The sequence below is a fragment of the Pseudophaeobacter sp. genome (genome assembly GCF_039971195.1).
In the GTDB taxonomy this organism is placed as follows: Bacteria; Pseudomonadota; Alphaproteobacteria; order Rhodobacterales; family Rhodobacteraceae; genus Pseudophaeobacter.
In genome coordinates, this window is the sequence record NZ_JBDWPJ010000108.1 from 1 (window position 1) to 14557 (window position 14557).

At 57.9% G+C, this 14557-nt stretch carries 17 protein-coding genes; 9 read left to right on the top strand and 8 right to left on the bottom strand.

Going from position 1 to position 14557, the window contains the following annotated elements; genetic code table 11:
- On the bottom strand, positions 1-1046 hold a 1046-nt coding region (locus ABJP42_RS09355), incomplete at its 3' end, for a hypothetical protein (protein WP_348340042.1).
- A gap of 54 nt (positions 1047-1100) precedes the next feature.
- Positions 1101-1856, bottom strand: coding sequence for a uroporphyrinogen-III synthase (locus ABJP42_RS09360; protein WP_348340043.1), 756 nt, complete (start codon positions 1854-1856; stop codon positions 1101-1103).
- Between the two features lie 75 nt (positions 1857-1931).
- Here ABJP42_RS09360 and tsaD point away from each other — a divergent pair, with 75 nt between their 5' ends.
- Genes tsaD through ABJP42_RS09385 form a run of 5 tightly spaced genes read left to right on the top strand, consistent with a single transcriptional unit; the run spans position 1932 to position 5138 of the window.
- On the top strand, positions 1932-3029 hold the full coding sequence (gene tsaD, locus ABJP42_RS09365; protein WP_348340044.1) for a tRNA (adenosine(37)-N6)-threonylcarbamoyltransferase complex transferase subunit TsaD: 1098 nt from the start codon (positions 1932-1934) through the stop codon (positions 3027-3029).
- Positions 3026-3988, top strand: coding sequence for an NAD(P)H-dependent glycerol-3-phosphate dehydrogenase (locus ABJP42_RS09370; protein WP_348340045.1), 963 nt, complete (start codon positions 3026-3028; stop codon positions 3986-3988). Before tsaD ends, ABJP42_RS09370 begins: the two co-directional genes overlap by 4 nt.
- 1 nt (position 3989) lies before the next feature.
- Positions 3990-4262 (top strand): YciI family protein, encoded by a 273-nt coding sequence (locus ABJP42_RS09375; protein WP_348340046.1) that lies wholly within the window; start codon positions 3990-3992, stop codon positions 4260-4262.
- Positions 4262-4684, top strand: a complete 423-nt coding sequence (locus ABJP42_RS09380) for an EVE domain-containing protein (RefSeq protein WP_348340047.1) — start codon at positions 4262-4264, stop codon at positions 4682-4684. Before ABJP42_RS09375 ends, ABJP42_RS09380 begins: the two co-directional genes overlap by 1 nt.
- A gap of 58 nt (positions 4685-4742) precedes the next feature.
- Complete coding sequence (locus ABJP42_RS09385; RefSeq protein WP_348340048.1) at positions 4743-5138, top strand: DUF1761 domain-containing protein; 396 nt, start codon at positions 4743-4745, stop codon at positions 5136-5138.
- 374 nt (positions 5139-5512) lie between these two features.
- On the opposite strand, the gene ABJP42_RS09390 is transcribed toward ABJP42_RS09385, so the two are convergent.
- Complete coding sequence (locus ABJP42_RS09390) at positions 5513-5854, bottom strand: DUF2853 family protein (RefSeq protein WP_348340049.1); 342 nt, start codon at positions 5852-5854, stop codon at positions 5513-5515.
- Between the two features lie 172 nt (positions 5855-6026).
- Here ABJP42_RS09390 and ABJP42_RS09395 point away from each other — a divergent pair, with 172 nt between their 5' ends.
- Positions 6027-6329 carry a hypothetical protein gene (locus ABJP42_RS09395; RefSeq protein WP_348340050.1) on the top strand — a complete coding sequence of 101 codons (303 nt, stop codon included), beginning with the start codon at positions 6027-6029 and terminating at the stop codon, positions 6327-6329.
- Positions 6330-6390: 61 nt separating this feature from the next.
- Here ABJP42_RS09395 and ahcY read toward each other — a convergent pair whose 3' ends face one another.
- Entirely contained in the window at positions 6391-7782 is a 1392-nt protein-coding gene (gene ahcY, locus ABJP42_RS09400) for an adenosylhomocysteinase (protein WP_348340051.1), read from the bottom strand.
- Positions 7783-7870: 88 nt separating this feature from the next.
- Positions 7871-8623, bottom strand: a complete 753-nt coding sequence (locus tag ABJP42_RS09405) for a class I SAM-dependent methyltransferase (RefSeq protein ID WP_348340052.1) — start codon at positions 8621-8623, stop codon at positions 7871-7873.
- 145 nt (positions 8624-8768) lie between these two features.
- Between ABJP42_RS09405 and ABJP42_RS09410 the strand changes: the two genes are divergently transcribed.
- The gene (locus ABJP42_RS09410) at positions 8769-9356 is read left to right on the top strand and encodes an HD domain-containing protein (protein ID WP_348340053.1); all 588 of its coding nucleotides are present in this window, start codon (positions 8769-8771) and stop codon (positions 9354-9356) included.
- 25 nt (positions 9357-9381) lie between these two features.
- On the opposite strand, the gene ABJP42_RS09415 is transcribed toward ABJP42_RS09410, so the two are convergent.
- The 3 genes from ABJP42_RS09415 to ABJP42_RS09425 all read right to left on the bottom strand — a co-directional run bounded on the left by ABJP42_RS09415 (position 9382) and on the right by ABJP42_RS09425 (position 11806).
- The gene (locus ABJP42_RS09415; protein ID WP_348340054.1) at positions 9382-10530 is read right to left on the bottom strand and encodes a glycosyltransferase 61 family protein; all 1149 of its coding nucleotides are present in this window, start codon (positions 10528-10530) and stop codon (positions 9382-9384) included.
- 7 nt (positions 10531-10537) lie between these two features.
- Entirely contained in the window at positions 10538-11092 is a 555-nt protein-coding gene (locus ABJP42_RS09420; RefSeq protein ID WP_348340055.1) for an ActR/PrrA/RegA family redox response regulator transcription factor, read from the bottom strand.
- A gap of 96 nt (positions 11093-11188) precedes the next feature.
- Positions 11189-11806: an SCO family protein gene (locus tag ABJP42_RS09425; RefSeq protein ID WP_348340056.1), complete on the bottom strand. Its 618-nt coding sequence runs from the start codon at positions 11804-11806 to the stop codon at positions 11189-11191.
- A gap of 141 nt (positions 11807-11947) precedes the next feature.
- On the opposite strand from ABJP42_RS09425, the gene regB reads away from it, so the two are divergent.
- Together regB and ABJP42_RS09435 are read left to right on the top strand one after the other, a co-directional pair.
- On the top strand, positions 11948-13339 hold the full coding sequence (regB, locus tag ABJP42_RS09430; RefSeq protein ID WP_348340057.1) for a sensor histidine kinase RegB: 1392 nt from the start codon (positions 11948-11950) through the stop codon (positions 13337-13339).
- An 88-nt stretch (positions 13340-13427) separates the two neighbouring features.
- Positions 13428-14557, top strand: a 1130-nt coding sequence (locus tag ABJP42_RS09435) for a PAS-domain containing protein (protein WP_348340058.1), incomplete at its 3' end; no start/stop codon positions are given.

The window sequence follows — 14557 nt, forward strand, 5'->3', positions numbered from 1 at the left end:
CGATTGACATAGCCCATCAAACCACCGCTACCCTTGTTGCCGTCGCGCGCCAGGGCCAGGGCTTCGCGCGCCACTGGCACATAGCTGGCCTGCAGCCCGGCCAGCGAGACAACCCCCGCCTCGGCGCTGCCAGAGAGCGCTGCCGGGACCACAACCTGCTGCGCCTGCAGCTCTGCCACGGCGGCCGAATAGGCCCCCCCGGCATCCAGCGAGACGCGAATTTTTGCCAGGGCCGTCTGCGCCGTGGCAATTCTGGCGGCTTCAAGGCTGGCCTGTTCGGTAAGCCGGGCTTCCGCCAGCATCTCTTCGACCTCGGCGCGTTGCTGGCCAAGGCTCTCTTGCAGTTTGCCGAGCTCCGCCTCAAAGGCGGCAACCGCCTCCGGCGAGGCACTTTCCGTAATGGGGCGGGTTTCTATCTGATCCAACCGGGCAGAGAGTGCCGCAACGGCCTCTTCCAGCGCCGCATCTTCCTGGCTCTCGCCAAGCGTGCTCAATGCCCCTTCAACGGCCTCGATCCGCTGCTCCAGCGGAGCGATATCAGGCAGTTGCAGGTCCTTTTGCTGTGCAGTAAGCGCCGAGATCTGCTGTTTCAACAGCGCCTGTTCGGCTTCAAAAGTTGAAACATCAATGGCCGATGGGCCCTGCAGGCTGGCGGGCAATACAGAATTGAGCACGCCAACTTGTCCGACAACAAAGCCCAGAACAGCAGCCACTGCGCCGCCGATAAGGGCAGAGCCAAAACCGCCGCGTTTTTCGATAATCCGTTCAACCTGCGGCGCAGGGGCGGAAGGCTCTTCGCTCTCAGCAACCTCTTGCGCGCCGGTCTCGGTCTCGGTCTCGGTCTCGGTCTCGGTCTCGGTCTCGGTCTCGGTCTCGGTCTCGGTCTCGGAAGAACTCACCACATCACTAGCTTCAAGCTCAACCCCCTCGGTCTCTTCCTCAGGGGTCGGGGTCTCCGTATCCGAGGGCAGCGCATTTTTTGCGCCTGGCTCCTGCGTGCCAGCCTCAGGCTTGGTCACATCATCCGCAGTTGTCTTGTCAGCCACGCCGGCCTCCCCTCGATTCTAAAATCACCTAAACTCACCACAATACCGGCGATCCTACTGCGCCGGTTTGCCACCCTCAAGGTGCGCCAAACGAACTGCGGCATCACGGACCATCACAGCCATGCTGGGTGCGTCAGGCATCTTACTTACCTGCAAGTCCTTGTAGTTCAAGCCCTTCAGCTCTTCGGCTACGGCCTGACTTAACGCAATCAAAGTCAAATTCCTTTGATCTAGCCCCAGACTGGCAAAATGCCGCGCAGTGCGGGGCGAAAAAAGCGGCACCACCACATCGCTTTGCGCGCCGATCTGCTGGCGGATCTCTGGCTCCAACGGCAAGAGTCGCTGCTCATAGATCACCCGTCCCTCACAAAGCAGACCTGCGGCAGTCAGGGTTTCGGCAACCTCACCCCGGGTATGGCGCCCATGCAGATGTAACAGCGGCACCGGCGGGGGGGTAGCCTGAAGACTGCCGCATAACTCGGCGGCTGTCGCGCCACAATTTTGCGCCTGCCATCCGGCCTCGGTAGCGGCCTGAGTGGTACGCGCACCAATGCAATAGGCGGGCAGGCCCTGCGGCGGCACGCCTGCTGTTGTTACACCGTTGGCAGAGGTAAAAATCACGCCCAGATAGCCGTCAAACGAAAGTCCCGCCTCCAGTTCCAACAGCTTGATCTCCAGCAAGGGTGCCTCGAGAACCGTAAGCCGCACCAGCAGCTCTGGCGGCAGCTGCGCCACAAACCGTGCCGATGCGGCGGGCGGGCGGGTCATCAACAGAGCCACCTTCCTGTCGCTGGCTTTGGCGTCGCGCATGGTTTGGGCTCCTGGGATTGTTTGCATCACCCATAGGTGCTAGCTCCACCAGCAATCTGATGCAACGGGTAGACCATGACACAAAGCCTGACACTTTTGGGGTTGGAGAGCAGCTGTGATGATACCGCCGCCGCCGTGGTGCGGCAGGCGCCGGGTCAGCGCGCCGAAGTGCTGTCGTCGATTGTCTTTGGTCAGACCGAGCTGCACAGCGCCTTTGGTGGGGTGGTGCCGGAAATCGCCGCCCGCGCCCATGCCGAGAAATTGGACCTCTGCGTTGTCGACGCGCTCAAAGCTGCCGAGGTCACCCTGCATGATCTTGATGCCATCGCCGTCACCGCCGGGCCGGGGCTGATTGGCGGCGTCATGTCCGGTGTGATGTGCGCCAAGGGTATTGCTGCTGCAACCGGCCTGCCGCTGGTGGGCGTCAACCATCTGGCCGGCCATGCGCTGACTCCGCGGCTCACCGATGATGTCACCTACCCCTATCTGATGCTCTTGGTGTCCGGCGGCCATTGCCAATATCTGATCGCCCGTGGCCCCGAGGATTTCACCCGGCTGGGCGGCACCATTGATGATGCACCGGGTGAGGCCTTTGATAAGACCGCGCGGCTGCTGGGCCTGCCGCAGCCCGGTGGCCCCTCGGTGCAACAGGAAGCCGAGAGCGGCGATCCCAAACGATTCCGCTTCCCACGTCCGCTGATCCAACGCGCGGATTGCAACCTGTCCTTTTCTGGGCTGAAGACCGCCCTGATGCGGATGCGCGATCAGATCGTCGCGGAGAAATTCGGCCTCACTCGACAGGATCGCGCCGATCTTTGTGCCGGGTTTCAGGCCGCCGTGGCCGATGTTTTGGCCTCCAAAACCCGTCGGGCTTTGGCGCTTTATCTGGACGAAACGCCCCAGACCCCAACCCTGGCTGTGGCAGGTGGCGTGGCAGCAAATACTGCCATTCGTACCGCGTTAGAGACTGTTTGTCAGGAAATGAACACCCGATTTGTCGCGCCGCCATTGGTGCTGTGCACTGACAATGCCGCGATGATCGCCTATGCCGGGATGGAGCGTTTCAAGGCCGGTGCGCGCGACGGCATGGATCTGACCGCCCGCCCCCGCTGGCCGCTGGATCAAAGCAGCCCCGCCATGCTGGGGTCGGGACGCAAGGGAGCCAAGGCATGAGTGTTTCCGTTCTGGGTGCGGGCGCTTTTGGCACCGCTCTGGCCATCTCTTTGGCCAAACAATCCCCCGTCACTCTTTGGGCCCGCGACGCGGATCACATTGCCCAAATGCAAGCGCAGCGCTGCAATACAGCCCGCCTGCCGGACGTGCCATTGCCAGACGATCTGTCGCTCACCCATGATTTCTCCGAGGCCGCCCTGTCCGAAGTGCTACTTCTGGCGGTGCCAATGCAAAAGCTGCGCGCAGTGCTGCAGGCGCATCAGGTGGCGCTCGCCACCAAAACCCTGGTGGCCTGCTGCAAGGGCATCGAGTTACAGACCGGCCTGGGCCCGATCGCGGTGATCACTGAAGTTCTGCCGACGGCAAAACCCGCCCTGCTGACCGGCCCCAGTTTTGCTGCCGATATCGCCCGTGGCCTGCCAACCGCGCTGACCCTGGCCTGCGCCGATGCCGATCTGGGCCGGGACTTGCAGCACCAGCTGACCACGGCCAATCTGCGGCTTTACCGCACCACCGATACCAGCGGCGCCGAGCTGGGCGGGGCGCTGAAAAACATCATCGCCATTGCCTGTGGCGCGGTGATTGGCGCCGGGCTTGGCGACAGCGCTCGCGCCGCACTGATGACCCGCGGCTTTGCCGAGATGCAGCGCATGGCGCTGGCCTGCGGTGCCGAGCCGGAAACCCTGGCGGGGCTCTCCGGATTTGGGGATCTCACCCTGACCTGCAGCTCTACCCTGTCGCGCAACTACCAGCTGGGGTTGTCGATTGGTCGAGGTGAAGGGTTTGACCCCAAAATCACCGTCGAAGGCGCCGCCACAGCCCGTGCCACCGTGGCCAAGGCCAAAACCATGGGGCTGGACATGCCCCTGACCAAAACCGTTGTTGGGTTACTCGATGGTGACTTGACGATTGCCACTGCCAGCGCTCAACTGCTGGCACGCCCGTTGAAAGAGGAATAACATGCTGATTGCCCTGATCGCCCGCGACAAGCCGGACCACCTGCAGACCCGTGTCGACAACCGCGCGGCTCACCTTGCCTATATCGAAGAGACTGGCGTTGTCGCCGAAGCCGGCCCGCTGCTCGATCAAAACGGCGATATGGCCGGATCACTGATTATCCTGGATGTTGAAGACATGACCGCGGGAGAGGCCTGGGCCGCAGCTGACCCCTATAACAAGGCGGGCCTGTTTGAAGCGGTCGAGTTGATCACCTGGAAGAAAGTCATCGGCTGATGCGCTATTGGCTGTTCAAATCGGAACCCTCCACCTGGGGCTGGCCGGATCAGGTCGCCAAGGGGGATGCCGGTGAAGAATGGGACGGCGTGCGCAATTATCAGGCGCGCAACTTCATGCGCGAAATGGCCCTGGGCGACCGGGGCTTTTTCTATCACTCCCAAAAGGAAAAATCGGTGGTGGGTATTGTCGAGATCTGCGCCGAGGCGCATCCCGACAGCACCACCGATGACTCCCGCTGGGACTGCGTTGATATCAAGGCGATCCGCGATTTTACCCAGCCAGTGACACTGGACCAAATCAAGGCAGATCCGCGGCTGGAAGAGATGATTCTGATCAGGAACTCCCGACTGTCGGTGCAGCCTGTAACTGCCGAAGAATGGCAGGTGATCTGCGGCTTGGGGCAGACAGAGCCCAACTGATCTGCCAATCTGATCCCGATGCAAGACCTTTCCAGGTCCTGAGGTTGGGAGGAAACTCATGGAAATTCTGAATGTTTTGGCTGCTGCCTTGGCCGGATTTGCCTTTGGCGCGGTCTATTACAGCATTCTGGCAGAGCCCTGGATGGTGGCCGCCGGAATCAAACGCGGCACTGATGGCAAACCCGAATGCGGACAAAGCCCGCTGATTTTTGCCATCAGTTTTTGCCTTCAGCTGATCGTGGCCGGCATGATGCGCCATATCTTTGCCCTGTCGGGAATCACCGAGGCAGGCGCGGGTCTGGTTGCGGGTCTTGGTGTTGGGTTGTTCTTCATCAGCCCCTGGATTGCCCTGAACAACCTATATGGCGGTCGGCCGATTAAACTGACGCTGATTGATGGCGGCTATGCCACCCTGGCCTGCGCCGTGATCGGCCTGGTGCTATCGCTGTTCTGAAGGGCCAATTCCGCATCAGATATCCGCGACAAGCAACAGGCCTTGGGATTGCTGCAATCCCACGTCGGAGCCAAGTGGTTTGAAAAACCCAAGGTCCGGAAAAATAGAAAAGGGAAGATCCAACAGGAGAGTAGGATCTTCCCTTCCACCCCGCGTGCTCCACTATCCACCACACGCGTATGAAAATTTCGGTCCTAGCCGTCCTGGCTGGTACCTAGTTGATAGCTCAGCCAAGGGCGATTTGGCAATTGCTATGCACGGACAATACCATTCAAATGCGAAACACCCGGCAACTTGGCCGAGTGTCTCATATTGGGAATTGCAGAGCCTGCCAGGATTATCCGGCGCAAAAGCCAGGGCTGACAGCCAGAGGCTTAGCCGTAGACGGCTTCTTTGCCAAAATGCTTGGTCAGCATGTAGTAGACAACGGCGCGGTATTTGTTGCGCTCGGATTTTCCATAGGTCTCAACCACTTTGCCGATGGCTTCCATCAGTTCTGGTCCGTCTGCCAAGCCTAGTTTCTTGATCAGAAAGTTGTCTTTGACGGTTTCCAGCTCGCTCTCCTGGCTCGACGCCACGGTAGAAGCATCTGCATTGTAGATCGCCGGGCCACAACCAATGGTAACCTTGGTCAACAGGTCCATATCGACGTCCATGCCGCATTTGGTTTTCAGGTCATCGGCATATTGCGCGATCAGGTCATCTCTCTTACCCATTGGGATTCTCCAGCTCCAGGTCAGGTTGGTCAAAGTCTAGAATTAGCAATGACTTAACAAAAGCCTAACGCCTGTCTCGTCAGAGACAAAGGAAAAGATTCTACGGCTTTTCCCCGCTAGCTGTTTCCAGAGGTTCGTAGAATAATTGGCAGCATGTGCACGGAGACTTGAAATGACCGCGAGCAACAGAGACATCGCAATCGAGTACTTAGATTCAGAGGTCCACAACAATGTGGCATATGTAAAAGCGCTAATTCGCAAAGCCCTAAACAAGGAATACCGCACCGAAGAAGCTTTTAACATCATCAGTTTGGAAGTGGACCCGAAAGCGCAGACTGTTACGCTGCATCAGGATTTGTTCGACTATCAGCCAGAAACCTTTTCGGCCGAAGAGTTTTTGACCTGGTTAGCACCAGTCGCTCTCGACGAAAGAATGCGAAGAGCAAAGAGCTTGTGGACCATGCTAAAGCGCTGAAACGCAAACGCCACCCAAGGTCTCCCCTGGATGGCGCCTCTTGTCAGATCTGGACCAGATCTTAGTAACGATAGTGCTCGGGCTTGAACGGACCTTCTGGGGTCACACCAATGTAAGAGGCCTGCTCAGGAGTCAGGCTCGACAGTTTAACGCCGATGCGCTCCAGGTGCAGACGGGCGACTTTTTCGTCCAGGTGCTTGGGCAGGATGTAGACTTCGTTTTTGTAGTCATCACCGCGCAGCCACAGCTCGATCTGAGCCAGAACCTGGTTGGTAAAAGAGGCCGACATCACAAAGGACGGGTGACCGGTGGCATTGCCGAGGTTCAGCAGACGACCTTCAGAGAGCAGGATCAGACGGCTACCCGAGGGCATCTCGATCATGTCGACCTGTTCTTTGATGTTGGTCCACTTGTGGTTCTTCAGGCTTGCCACCTGAATTTCATTGTCGAAGTGACCGATGTTGCCAACGATCGCCATGTCCTTCATCTCGCGCATATGCTCGATGCGGATCACGTCCTTGTTGCCGGTGGTGGTGATGAAGACATCAGCGCTGGACACAACATCTTCCAGACGCACAACTTCAAAACCGTCCATGGCGGCCTGCAGGGCGCAGATCGGATCAACTTCGGTAACTTTGACGCGGGCGCCAGCGCCAGCCAGCGAGGCAGCAGAGCCTTTGCCAACATCACCATAGCCACAGACAACGGCAACCTTGCCGGCCATCATGGTGTCGGTGGCGCGGCGGATGCCGTCCACCAGCGATTCTTTACAGCCGTATTTGTTGTCGAACTTCGACTTGGTGACGGAATCGTTCACGTTGATGGCAGGGAACGGCAGCTGGCCATTTTTCTGCAGCTCATAAAGACGGTGCACGCCGGTGGTGGTTTCCTCGGACACACCCAGGATCGCTTCGCGGGTCTTGGTGAACCAGCCGGGGCTTGCCGCCATACGCTTTTTGATTTGGGCAAAGATAGCTTCTTCTTCTTCAGAAGTTGGCACTTCGATCAGATCAGTCTCACCGGCCTCAACACGGGCGCCGAGCAGCACATAAAGGGTCGCGTCGCCACCATCGTCGAGGATCAGATTGGCGCCTTCGGGGAACATGAAGGATTTATCCAGGTAGTCCCAATGCTCAACCAGGGTCTGGCCCTTGATGGCAAAAACCGGAACGCCGGCTTCAGCAATGGCAGCGGCGGCGTGGTCCTGGGTGGAGAAGATGTTGCAGGAGGCCCAGCGCACATCGGCGCCCAGCGCCACAAGTGTTTCAATCAGAACAGCAGTCTGAATGGTCATATGCAGCGAGCCAACGATCCGCGCGCCCTTCAGCGGCTTTTCTTCGCCGTACTCAGCGCGCAGCGACATCAGGCCCGGCATTTCGGTCTCTGCGATGTCCAGTTCTTTGCGGCCGAACGCCGCCAAGTTGATGTCTTTTACAGTATAGTCAGTCGTCACGACTTTGCTCCAGGTTTGTTTACGAGGCCTCTATCACAAATCGCACCATAAAGGCGATCAAGAGAATGAAATGTGAAGATTGACCGGTTCAGCCCAGCAAACACTGAGACAGGTTACAGGATGTTGTCTTTTTGACTCTGACAATGATCGCGCCCTTTGCCGCGCCTTGGCCTTCGAGCTGGGTGATTCCCAGGATTTCCTGCTGTTCCAAAAGCGGCATCAAGCTAACCGTGCGCTCCTTTTGACTCAGCGTGATCTGGCCGTCTTCCAGATCAAGGTTCCACTGGTGTAGACCGGCATAGGCACCGCCATCTGCCTCGTTGGGGTGGAAGCGCAAAATCAATCCGCCACCAATGCTGCATAAGTCCAGGAGATTATACAAACCCAGCAGCGGGTCCAAAGAATGATCAAGCGAGTTACAGCACCAGACGACGTCAAAGGCCTCGGAACCAAATTGCGAGGCTGATGTCTCGAAAAACCCAGTCTGCGGACGTGGTACACCGGTCACGCCGACCTCGTCCAGCAGGCGATTGTATTCTTCTGCTAGAGGGTCAGCCAGCGTGAGACTGATATTAAATTTCTCACTGACCTTCCCAAGCGCGGTCAAGGGTCCTGAACCAATATCCATAATCGAAACATCCGCACCTGGCTTTATGCCAAGCTCATGTATGAAATTTGTGATGCTATTGTACAGCGGAGTTTTAGGGTCAGTTCGCAGGGCAAAATCCTGAGGCCATTTATGACCCTTGGTCAGAATCCAGTTTTGCCAGAACCCAACTTCTTCCGATGACCGCTCTTTCCAGCTGTCCATATCCATATCGGGTAGATTTGCCTGATCCATTGCTCTTTTACCTCGTTAAAATATCAAGATCAGGGATAGTTCTCTTTAGGTTGATTGTGAAGCCGTTTGTTTGATAGCTGACCCTGGTTTCAGGCCGAAACAATCCCACTGACCGGGGCCCAAAATGACGACTAAGGAATGAGATATGGCAGCACGCGCATGGCAAAGGATGCTCTCGGGTCGCCGCCTGGACCTTTTGGACCCAACACCGATGGATATCGAGATCAGCGATATCGCCCATGGGCTGGCTTTTGTGGCGCGCTGGAACGGCCAAACGCGCGGTGATTTTGCCTATTCCGTCGCCGAGCATTCGCTGCTGGTCGAAGAGCTGTTTTCCCGCATGTACCCCAAGGCCCCAGTAAAATGGCAACTGGCGGCCCTGCTGCATGATGCGCCGGAATATGTCATTGGCGATATGATTTCGCCGGTAAAAGCTGCTGTTGGGCCGGGATATAGCGAGCTGGATCAGCGCCTGACCGCCGCCATTCACATCAAATTCGGCCTGCCTGCGCAGCTGCCCAAAACCATCAAGGCGCAGATCAAACGGGCCGATAAAGTCAGCGCCTGGATGGAAGCGGTGCAGATTGCCGGGTTTTCTGAAACGGAGGCCAATAAGCTGTTTGGCCGACCAAAAACCGAAGTGATCACTGGCCTGGCCATTGATCTGCGCCCCCCCTTGCAGGTGCGTCAGTCCTTTGTGCAGCGTCACGCGGATCTGCTGAGCCGTCTCTGAAAGAAAACCGCTCAAAACAGCCTGTTCAGGCTTCGCGGTTGCGCCGTTTCTTTGGCACCTCGGTAAAGCCCGCCTGGCCGCCGAGGCCTTTGTCTGCAAGGATCTGATCGCGTTCTTCGTCCGACAGCACTTTCCAGTTGCTGGCATCAGAAATAAAACCAAGCTTCTTCAAGGTTTTACCAATTACCCGGTGGTTCAACTCGCCAAAACTCAACCGGCTGGATCTTTGCAGGGCATCTGGCACCCATTCCGCCCGCAAGCCGCCGATCACCGTCGGGTTACATTTGCTAAAGCTCTCAACATGTTTGACCAATAGATTGTTCGCGCCGGATCTGCGGCGCAGGATCATCGCCACTTCCTGATCCGGGCGGCCAACCATGGCAAAGAGATGCAGCGCTGAGCCATCAGCCGCGATCACCTTCCTGGCCGCCTTGTAGCGGGCCAACTGCACCGTAAGACTGTGTTCCTGCGGGTGGAAGATCTCGTAGCCTTCGGCCTCCAACAGGGTCTCCAACAGTTCTTCGCCCAGCAACCCGCCCTTGCCCAGCCCCAGTTTGGAGCGGGAGATATAGATCTTGTCCGGGCCTTCTGGCGCTACATCCTTGGCAAAACGATCATGTACCGTGCGGCGAAACTTACGAGTCCCGACAGTGATCTTGCCCAGGCCAAACCCCTGCCCTGGTACCACCAGCTCTTCGACACGGGTTGGCTGCGCGGCCACATGGATGGGCAGATCAGTGCCAAACAGCGACAGGAATTCGCGATGGAACCCGCGCACTTCCTTGCCCACCTTGGGACGTTTGGGCATGAACAACACACCCTGAATATCCTCTTCGACCTCAGGCAAGGCCCACAGCCGCGACGAACTTTCCACTAGGAAATGGCCAAAATGCGCCCACAGCACCCCGCCCCAGAGCCAACGCCCCGGCAGGGTTTCCGCAATCTTCTTGGGGTGTTCCGGCTCGGTTGTAATGGGGCGGAACTTGCGCCACAGCGCCGCTTCGGGGCAATAGCTGCCATCCGAGTACAAAACCCCCGCCGGTTGCACCAAAGCACTGATCTGGGGCGGCACGACACAAGCATCCGCCAGCAGATGCAGATCCTCGGACCAGCCGCCTTCGGGCATGGGCTGATCCTCTGGTTCGCTGCCCAGTCCGCTTACATTCATCGACATCGAATCTCTACCGTGGGCTGCGTTTGGCCAGGATCCGTTGCAGGGTCCGACGGTGCATGTTCAAACGGCGCGCGGTCTCTGACACGTTGCGATCACAAAGCTCATAGATCCGCTGGATGTGTTCCCAGCGCACCCTATCGGCGCTCATCGGGTTTTCCGGGGGTGGGGGCAGTTCGTCATCGCCGCTCAGCAGGGCATTCATGATATCCGCCGCATCTGCCGGTTTTGACAGATAATCCGTGGCGCCAATTTTGACCGCAGCAACCGCAGTTGCGATAGCGCCATATCCGGTCAGAACCACAACCCGGCTATCGGGGCGTTTTTCGCGCAAAACCTCGACCACATCCAACCCATTGCCGTCTTCCAACCTTAGGTCAACCACGGCAAAGGCAGGCGGGCGCGCCGTGGCGATGGCGCTGCCACCCGCGACGGATCCGGCTGTTTCCACTTCGAAACCGCGTTTTTCCATCGCCTTTGCCAGGCGCCGCAGAAAGGGTTCATCATCGTCAACAAGCAGAAGAGACTTATCTGGTCCAATATCCTGCAATTTGTTTTCGGTCATGCCCGGTTCTCCGCCCTAAATTCAGCGCCCTTATAAGCGCATTCTTGAATTTGATACTAGAGATCCGACCAAGAAGGTCAAACAACTGATGCCCGGTTACATGTTTTCAACAAAACAAGCGACCTTGTCAGCAACCTGTTCGGGAGTTTCATCGCGGCGGAAGAAATCGACAAAGCCAATCTCGGGCAGCACCAGATAGGCAAAAGTGGAGTGGTCGACCAGATAGTAATCATCTTCGCCGGGCTGACGTTTGAAATAGGTCTTATAGGCGCGGCTGGCGGCTTTGACCTGCTCCGGCGACCCGGTCAGGCCAATCATCTTTTCATGCATGTTAAAGGAAAAATCGCCCACCACCTCAGGCGTGTCGCGCTCTGGGTCAATCGAGACAAAGACCGGCGTGGTGCTGATGCCGCGTTCCGCCAGCACATCAATCGCTTCGGCATTGCGCGAAACATCCATCGGGCAGACATCGGGGCAGAAGGTATAGCCAAAGTACAGGATCGATGGCTCGGTAAAGACATCCTTGTCGGTGACAGTCTCGCCTGCCGCATTGACCAATTCAAACGGGCCACCGATGGTGTCGCCACCGCTGGCAATTGTACTGCCACGACACTGGGCGAACTGATCGGCCTCGCCACCACGGGTGATCCACCAGGTGCCGCCAGCCAGGGCTACGACAAAAAGAACGGCAAGAATTGAATAGAGGCGAGTCATTTGATCACACTTTATGTTGCAGGAGGAGAGTTGATCGTTTCCACCGCCAGACCTATCAAGAAACTCAGGCAATGCAACCGGTCGACTTGGTCACAGGGTTGTGAGCCGCAGTGACAAGACCCAAGCTCCAGGAGCTTTAGCATGAGCGACAGTCAATTTGGCCTGATGCAGGGACAGGAGCGCAGCCATTGGATTCGCCTGCGCACCCTGATTGTGCTGCGCTGGTTTGCCATCGCTGGGCAGCTCATCGCCATCACCGTGGCGCAGCAGCTTTATAATCTGCAGCTGGAGCTGGGGCTTTGCCTTCTGGCCGTTGGGATCTCGGTGGTGAGCAATATCCTGGCGATTTTTGTGTTTCCGGAAAACAAACGCCTGTCAGAGTTTGAAAACTTCCTGATGGTGCTGTTTGACCTGCTGCAGCTGGGCTTCCTGTTGTACCTGACCGGCGGCTTGCACAATCCCTTTGCCCTGCTGGTGCTGGCGCCAGTGACCATCTCGGCGGCGATGATGGGGCTGCGCTCGACCCTGTTGATTGGCGGCACTGCCATCATTCTTGTCACCCTGATGGCCGAATTCCACATGCCGCTGCGCACCGCCCAGGGCTTTATCCTGCGGATCCCGGATGTCTTTATCTTTGGCAACTGGACCGCCATCGTCATCGCCATCCTGTTCATCGGCGCCAACTCCTTTCGCATCAGCACGGAAATGCGGCGAATGTCGGATGCGGTGGCCGCGACCCAGCTGGCCCTGTCGCGGGAACAAAAGCTCACCGATCTGGGCGGCGTTGTCGCTGCCGCCGCGCATGAGCTGGGCACGCCGCTTGCCACCATCAAACTGGCCAGCGGCGAGTTAATCGAAGAACTGGACGAACAGCCCGACCTGCGCGAGGACGCGGTGCTGATTCGCGAACAGGCAGAACGTTGCCGTCATATCCTGCGCGACATGGGCCGGGCGGGCAAAGATGACCTGCATCTGCGCCAGGCGCCACTCTCCACCGTGATCCATGAGGCGGCCGAACCGCATCTCAATCGTGGCAAGGTGATCCTGTTTGATGAGGGCCCGCTGGAGGATGGCAGTTTTCAACAACCAACAATTCTGCGAAAGCCGGAAATCATCCATGGGCTACGCAATCTGGTGCAGAACGCGGTGGATTTTTCGCGCTCCACTGTCTGGATTGATGCCGCCTGGAGTGACAGCAGGATCTGCCTGCATATCTATGATGACGGGCGCGGATTTCCCTCGCATTTGCTAGGACGTATCGGCGATCCTTTCATGAAACGGCGGCGCAGTGAAAGCGATAAAAAGCAACGGCCAGAGTATCAGGGCATGGGTTTGGGATTGTTCATCGCCAAAACCCTGTTAGAGCGTACAGGGGCGGAGCTGAAATTTGCCAATGGGGCCAGCAAACCGCTGCCACATCCGCAGGAGAGACGCGGTGCAATCGTGGTGGTATCCTGGCCGCGCGACAAGATCGACGCCCTGGTCGGAGAGAACGCAGTTCCCATGGGAGAAAATAAATGGATAGAAGTTTAACTATTCATTTTTAGGTAATCAATTAAACTAGAGTTAACCATTTCTGGGCCATTGTAGGGACAACGAGGACTGGAATAGGCAGGACAAAATGCAGAACATCATCTCCTTCGAGTGGTTAATGCTGGCCACACTTTGCTGCGCCACTGCGGTGGTGGCCGTATGGTGGCTTTCGCCTGAGCAACGGTCCAAAGGGATGGAGCAGGATCTGCTGGTCGGCGATGGCCGTACTGATGCTGTCTTTCTTTTTGATGACACTAGCCTGATCGGGTGGTCTTCGGGTGCGCGCAAATTCATCGGCGAACACGCCGAGCATTTCAGCTGGAACATGCTGCGCGACCAATTGGCCCGCAACTACCCCGGCCTGCCCCAAAGCCCCGGCTTTCTGAAAGACGTCGGCCCGCTGGTGCTGTCTGGCACAGCCTCTGCCGAGAGCCGCGAAGCCCATTGCGAATGGATTGACGGCATTACCCGTGTGCAGCTGCGTCGCAGCACCCTGGAAGAGCAGAACAAATCGCTGGACCAGGAGCTCACCACTCTGCGCGCCGCAGTGCATCAAGCCCCCTACCCTGTCTGGCTGCAGTCAGATGAGGGCGCGGTGACCTGGTCGAACCTGGCCTATGATGATCTCAGCCATAAGCTGCGCGGCCGCGAAGTGGATTTCTCCGAGCCGCTGTTTGACAACCTCGACGAGCCCAAGACCAGCGGCAAGCCAGAGCGTATCTCGATCTCGATGCCCGAGACCAACAAGCGCCTGTGGTATAATATCTCCACCACCGAGACCGAGGCCGGCTGGCTGTGTCACGCGGTGGATGTAAACGCCGTTGTCGATGCCGAAGTCGCCCAGCGCAACTTTGTACAGACCCTGGCAAAAACCTTTGCCCAGCTCTCTATCGGTCTGGCGATCTTTGATCGCAACCGGCAGCTGGTGCTGTTCAACCCGGTGCTGATTGATCTCACCGCCCTGCCGGCTGGTTTCCTTAGCTCGCGCCCCACTCTGATGACCTTCTTTGACCGGCTGCGTGACCAACGCATGATGCCAGAGCCAAAGAACTATTCCAGCTGGCGCCACCAGATCGAAGACCTGCTCGAGGCCGCCGCCGAAGGCCGCTATCAGGATACCTGGTCCCTGCCCTCGGGCTCGGTCTATTCGGTATCGGGCCGCCCGCATCCAGATGGCGCCATTGCCTTCCTGTTTGAGGACATCACCGCCGAAGTCAC

Bases quoted from the DNA above. Each gene is read 5' to 3' on its own strand.
- ABJP42_RS09375 (WP_348340046.1), top strand. From the start codon at position 3,990: ATGCTGATTGCCCTGATCGCCCGCGACAAGCCGGACCACCTGCAGACC.
- ABJP42_RS09380 (WP_348340047.1), top strand. From the start codon at position 4,262: ATGCGCTATTGGCTGTTCAAATCGGAACCCTCCACCTGGGGCTGGCCG.
- ABJP42_RS09385 (WP_348340048.1), top strand. From the start codon at position 4,743: ATGGAAATTCTGAATGTTTTGGCTGCTGCCTTGGCCGGATTTGCCTTT.
- ABJP42_RS09415 (WP_348340054.1), bottom strand. From the start codon at position 10,530: ATGTCGATGAATGTAAGCGGACTGGGCAGCGAACCAGAGGATCAGCCC.
- ABJP42_RS09390 (WP_348340049.1), bottom strand. From the start codon at position 5,854: ATGGGTAAGAGAGATGACCTGATCGCGCAATATGCCGATGACCTGAAA.
- regB (WP_348340057.1), top strand. From the start codon at position 11,948: ATGAGCGACAGTCAATTTGGCCTGATGCAGGGACAGGAGCGCAGCCAT.
- ABJP42_RS09370 (WP_348340045.1), top strand. From the start codon at position 3,026: ATGAGTGTTTCCGTTCTGGGTGCGGGCGCTTTTGGCACCGCTCTGGCC.
- tsaD (WP_348340044.1), top strand. From the start codon at position 1,932: ATGACACAAAGCCTGACACTTTTGGGGTTGGAGAGCAGCTGTGATGAT.
- ABJP42_RS09425 (WP_348340056.1), bottom strand. From the start codon at position 11,806: ATGACTCGCCTCTATTCAATTCTTGCCGTTCTTTTTGTCGTAGCCCTG.
- ABJP42_RS09405 (WP_348340052.1), bottom strand. From the start codon at position 8,623: ATGGATCAGGCAAATCTACCCGATATGGATATGGACAGCTGGAAAGAG.
- ABJP42_RS09395 (WP_348340050.1), top strand. From the start codon at position 6,027: ATGACCGCGAGCAACAGAGACATCGCAATCGAGTACTTAGATTCAGAG.
- ABJP42_RS09420 (WP_348340055.1), bottom strand. From the start codon at position 11,092: ATGACCGAAAACAAATTGCAGGATATTGGACCAGATAAGTCTCTTCTG.
- ABJP42_RS09410 (WP_348340053.1), top strand. From the start codon at position 8,769: ATGGCAGCACGCGCATGGCAAAGGATGCTCTCGGGTCGCCGCCTGGAC.
- ABJP42_RS09360 (WP_348340043.1), bottom strand. From the start codon at position 1,856: ATGCGCGACGCCAAAGCCAGCGACAGGAAGGTGGCTCTGTTGATGACC.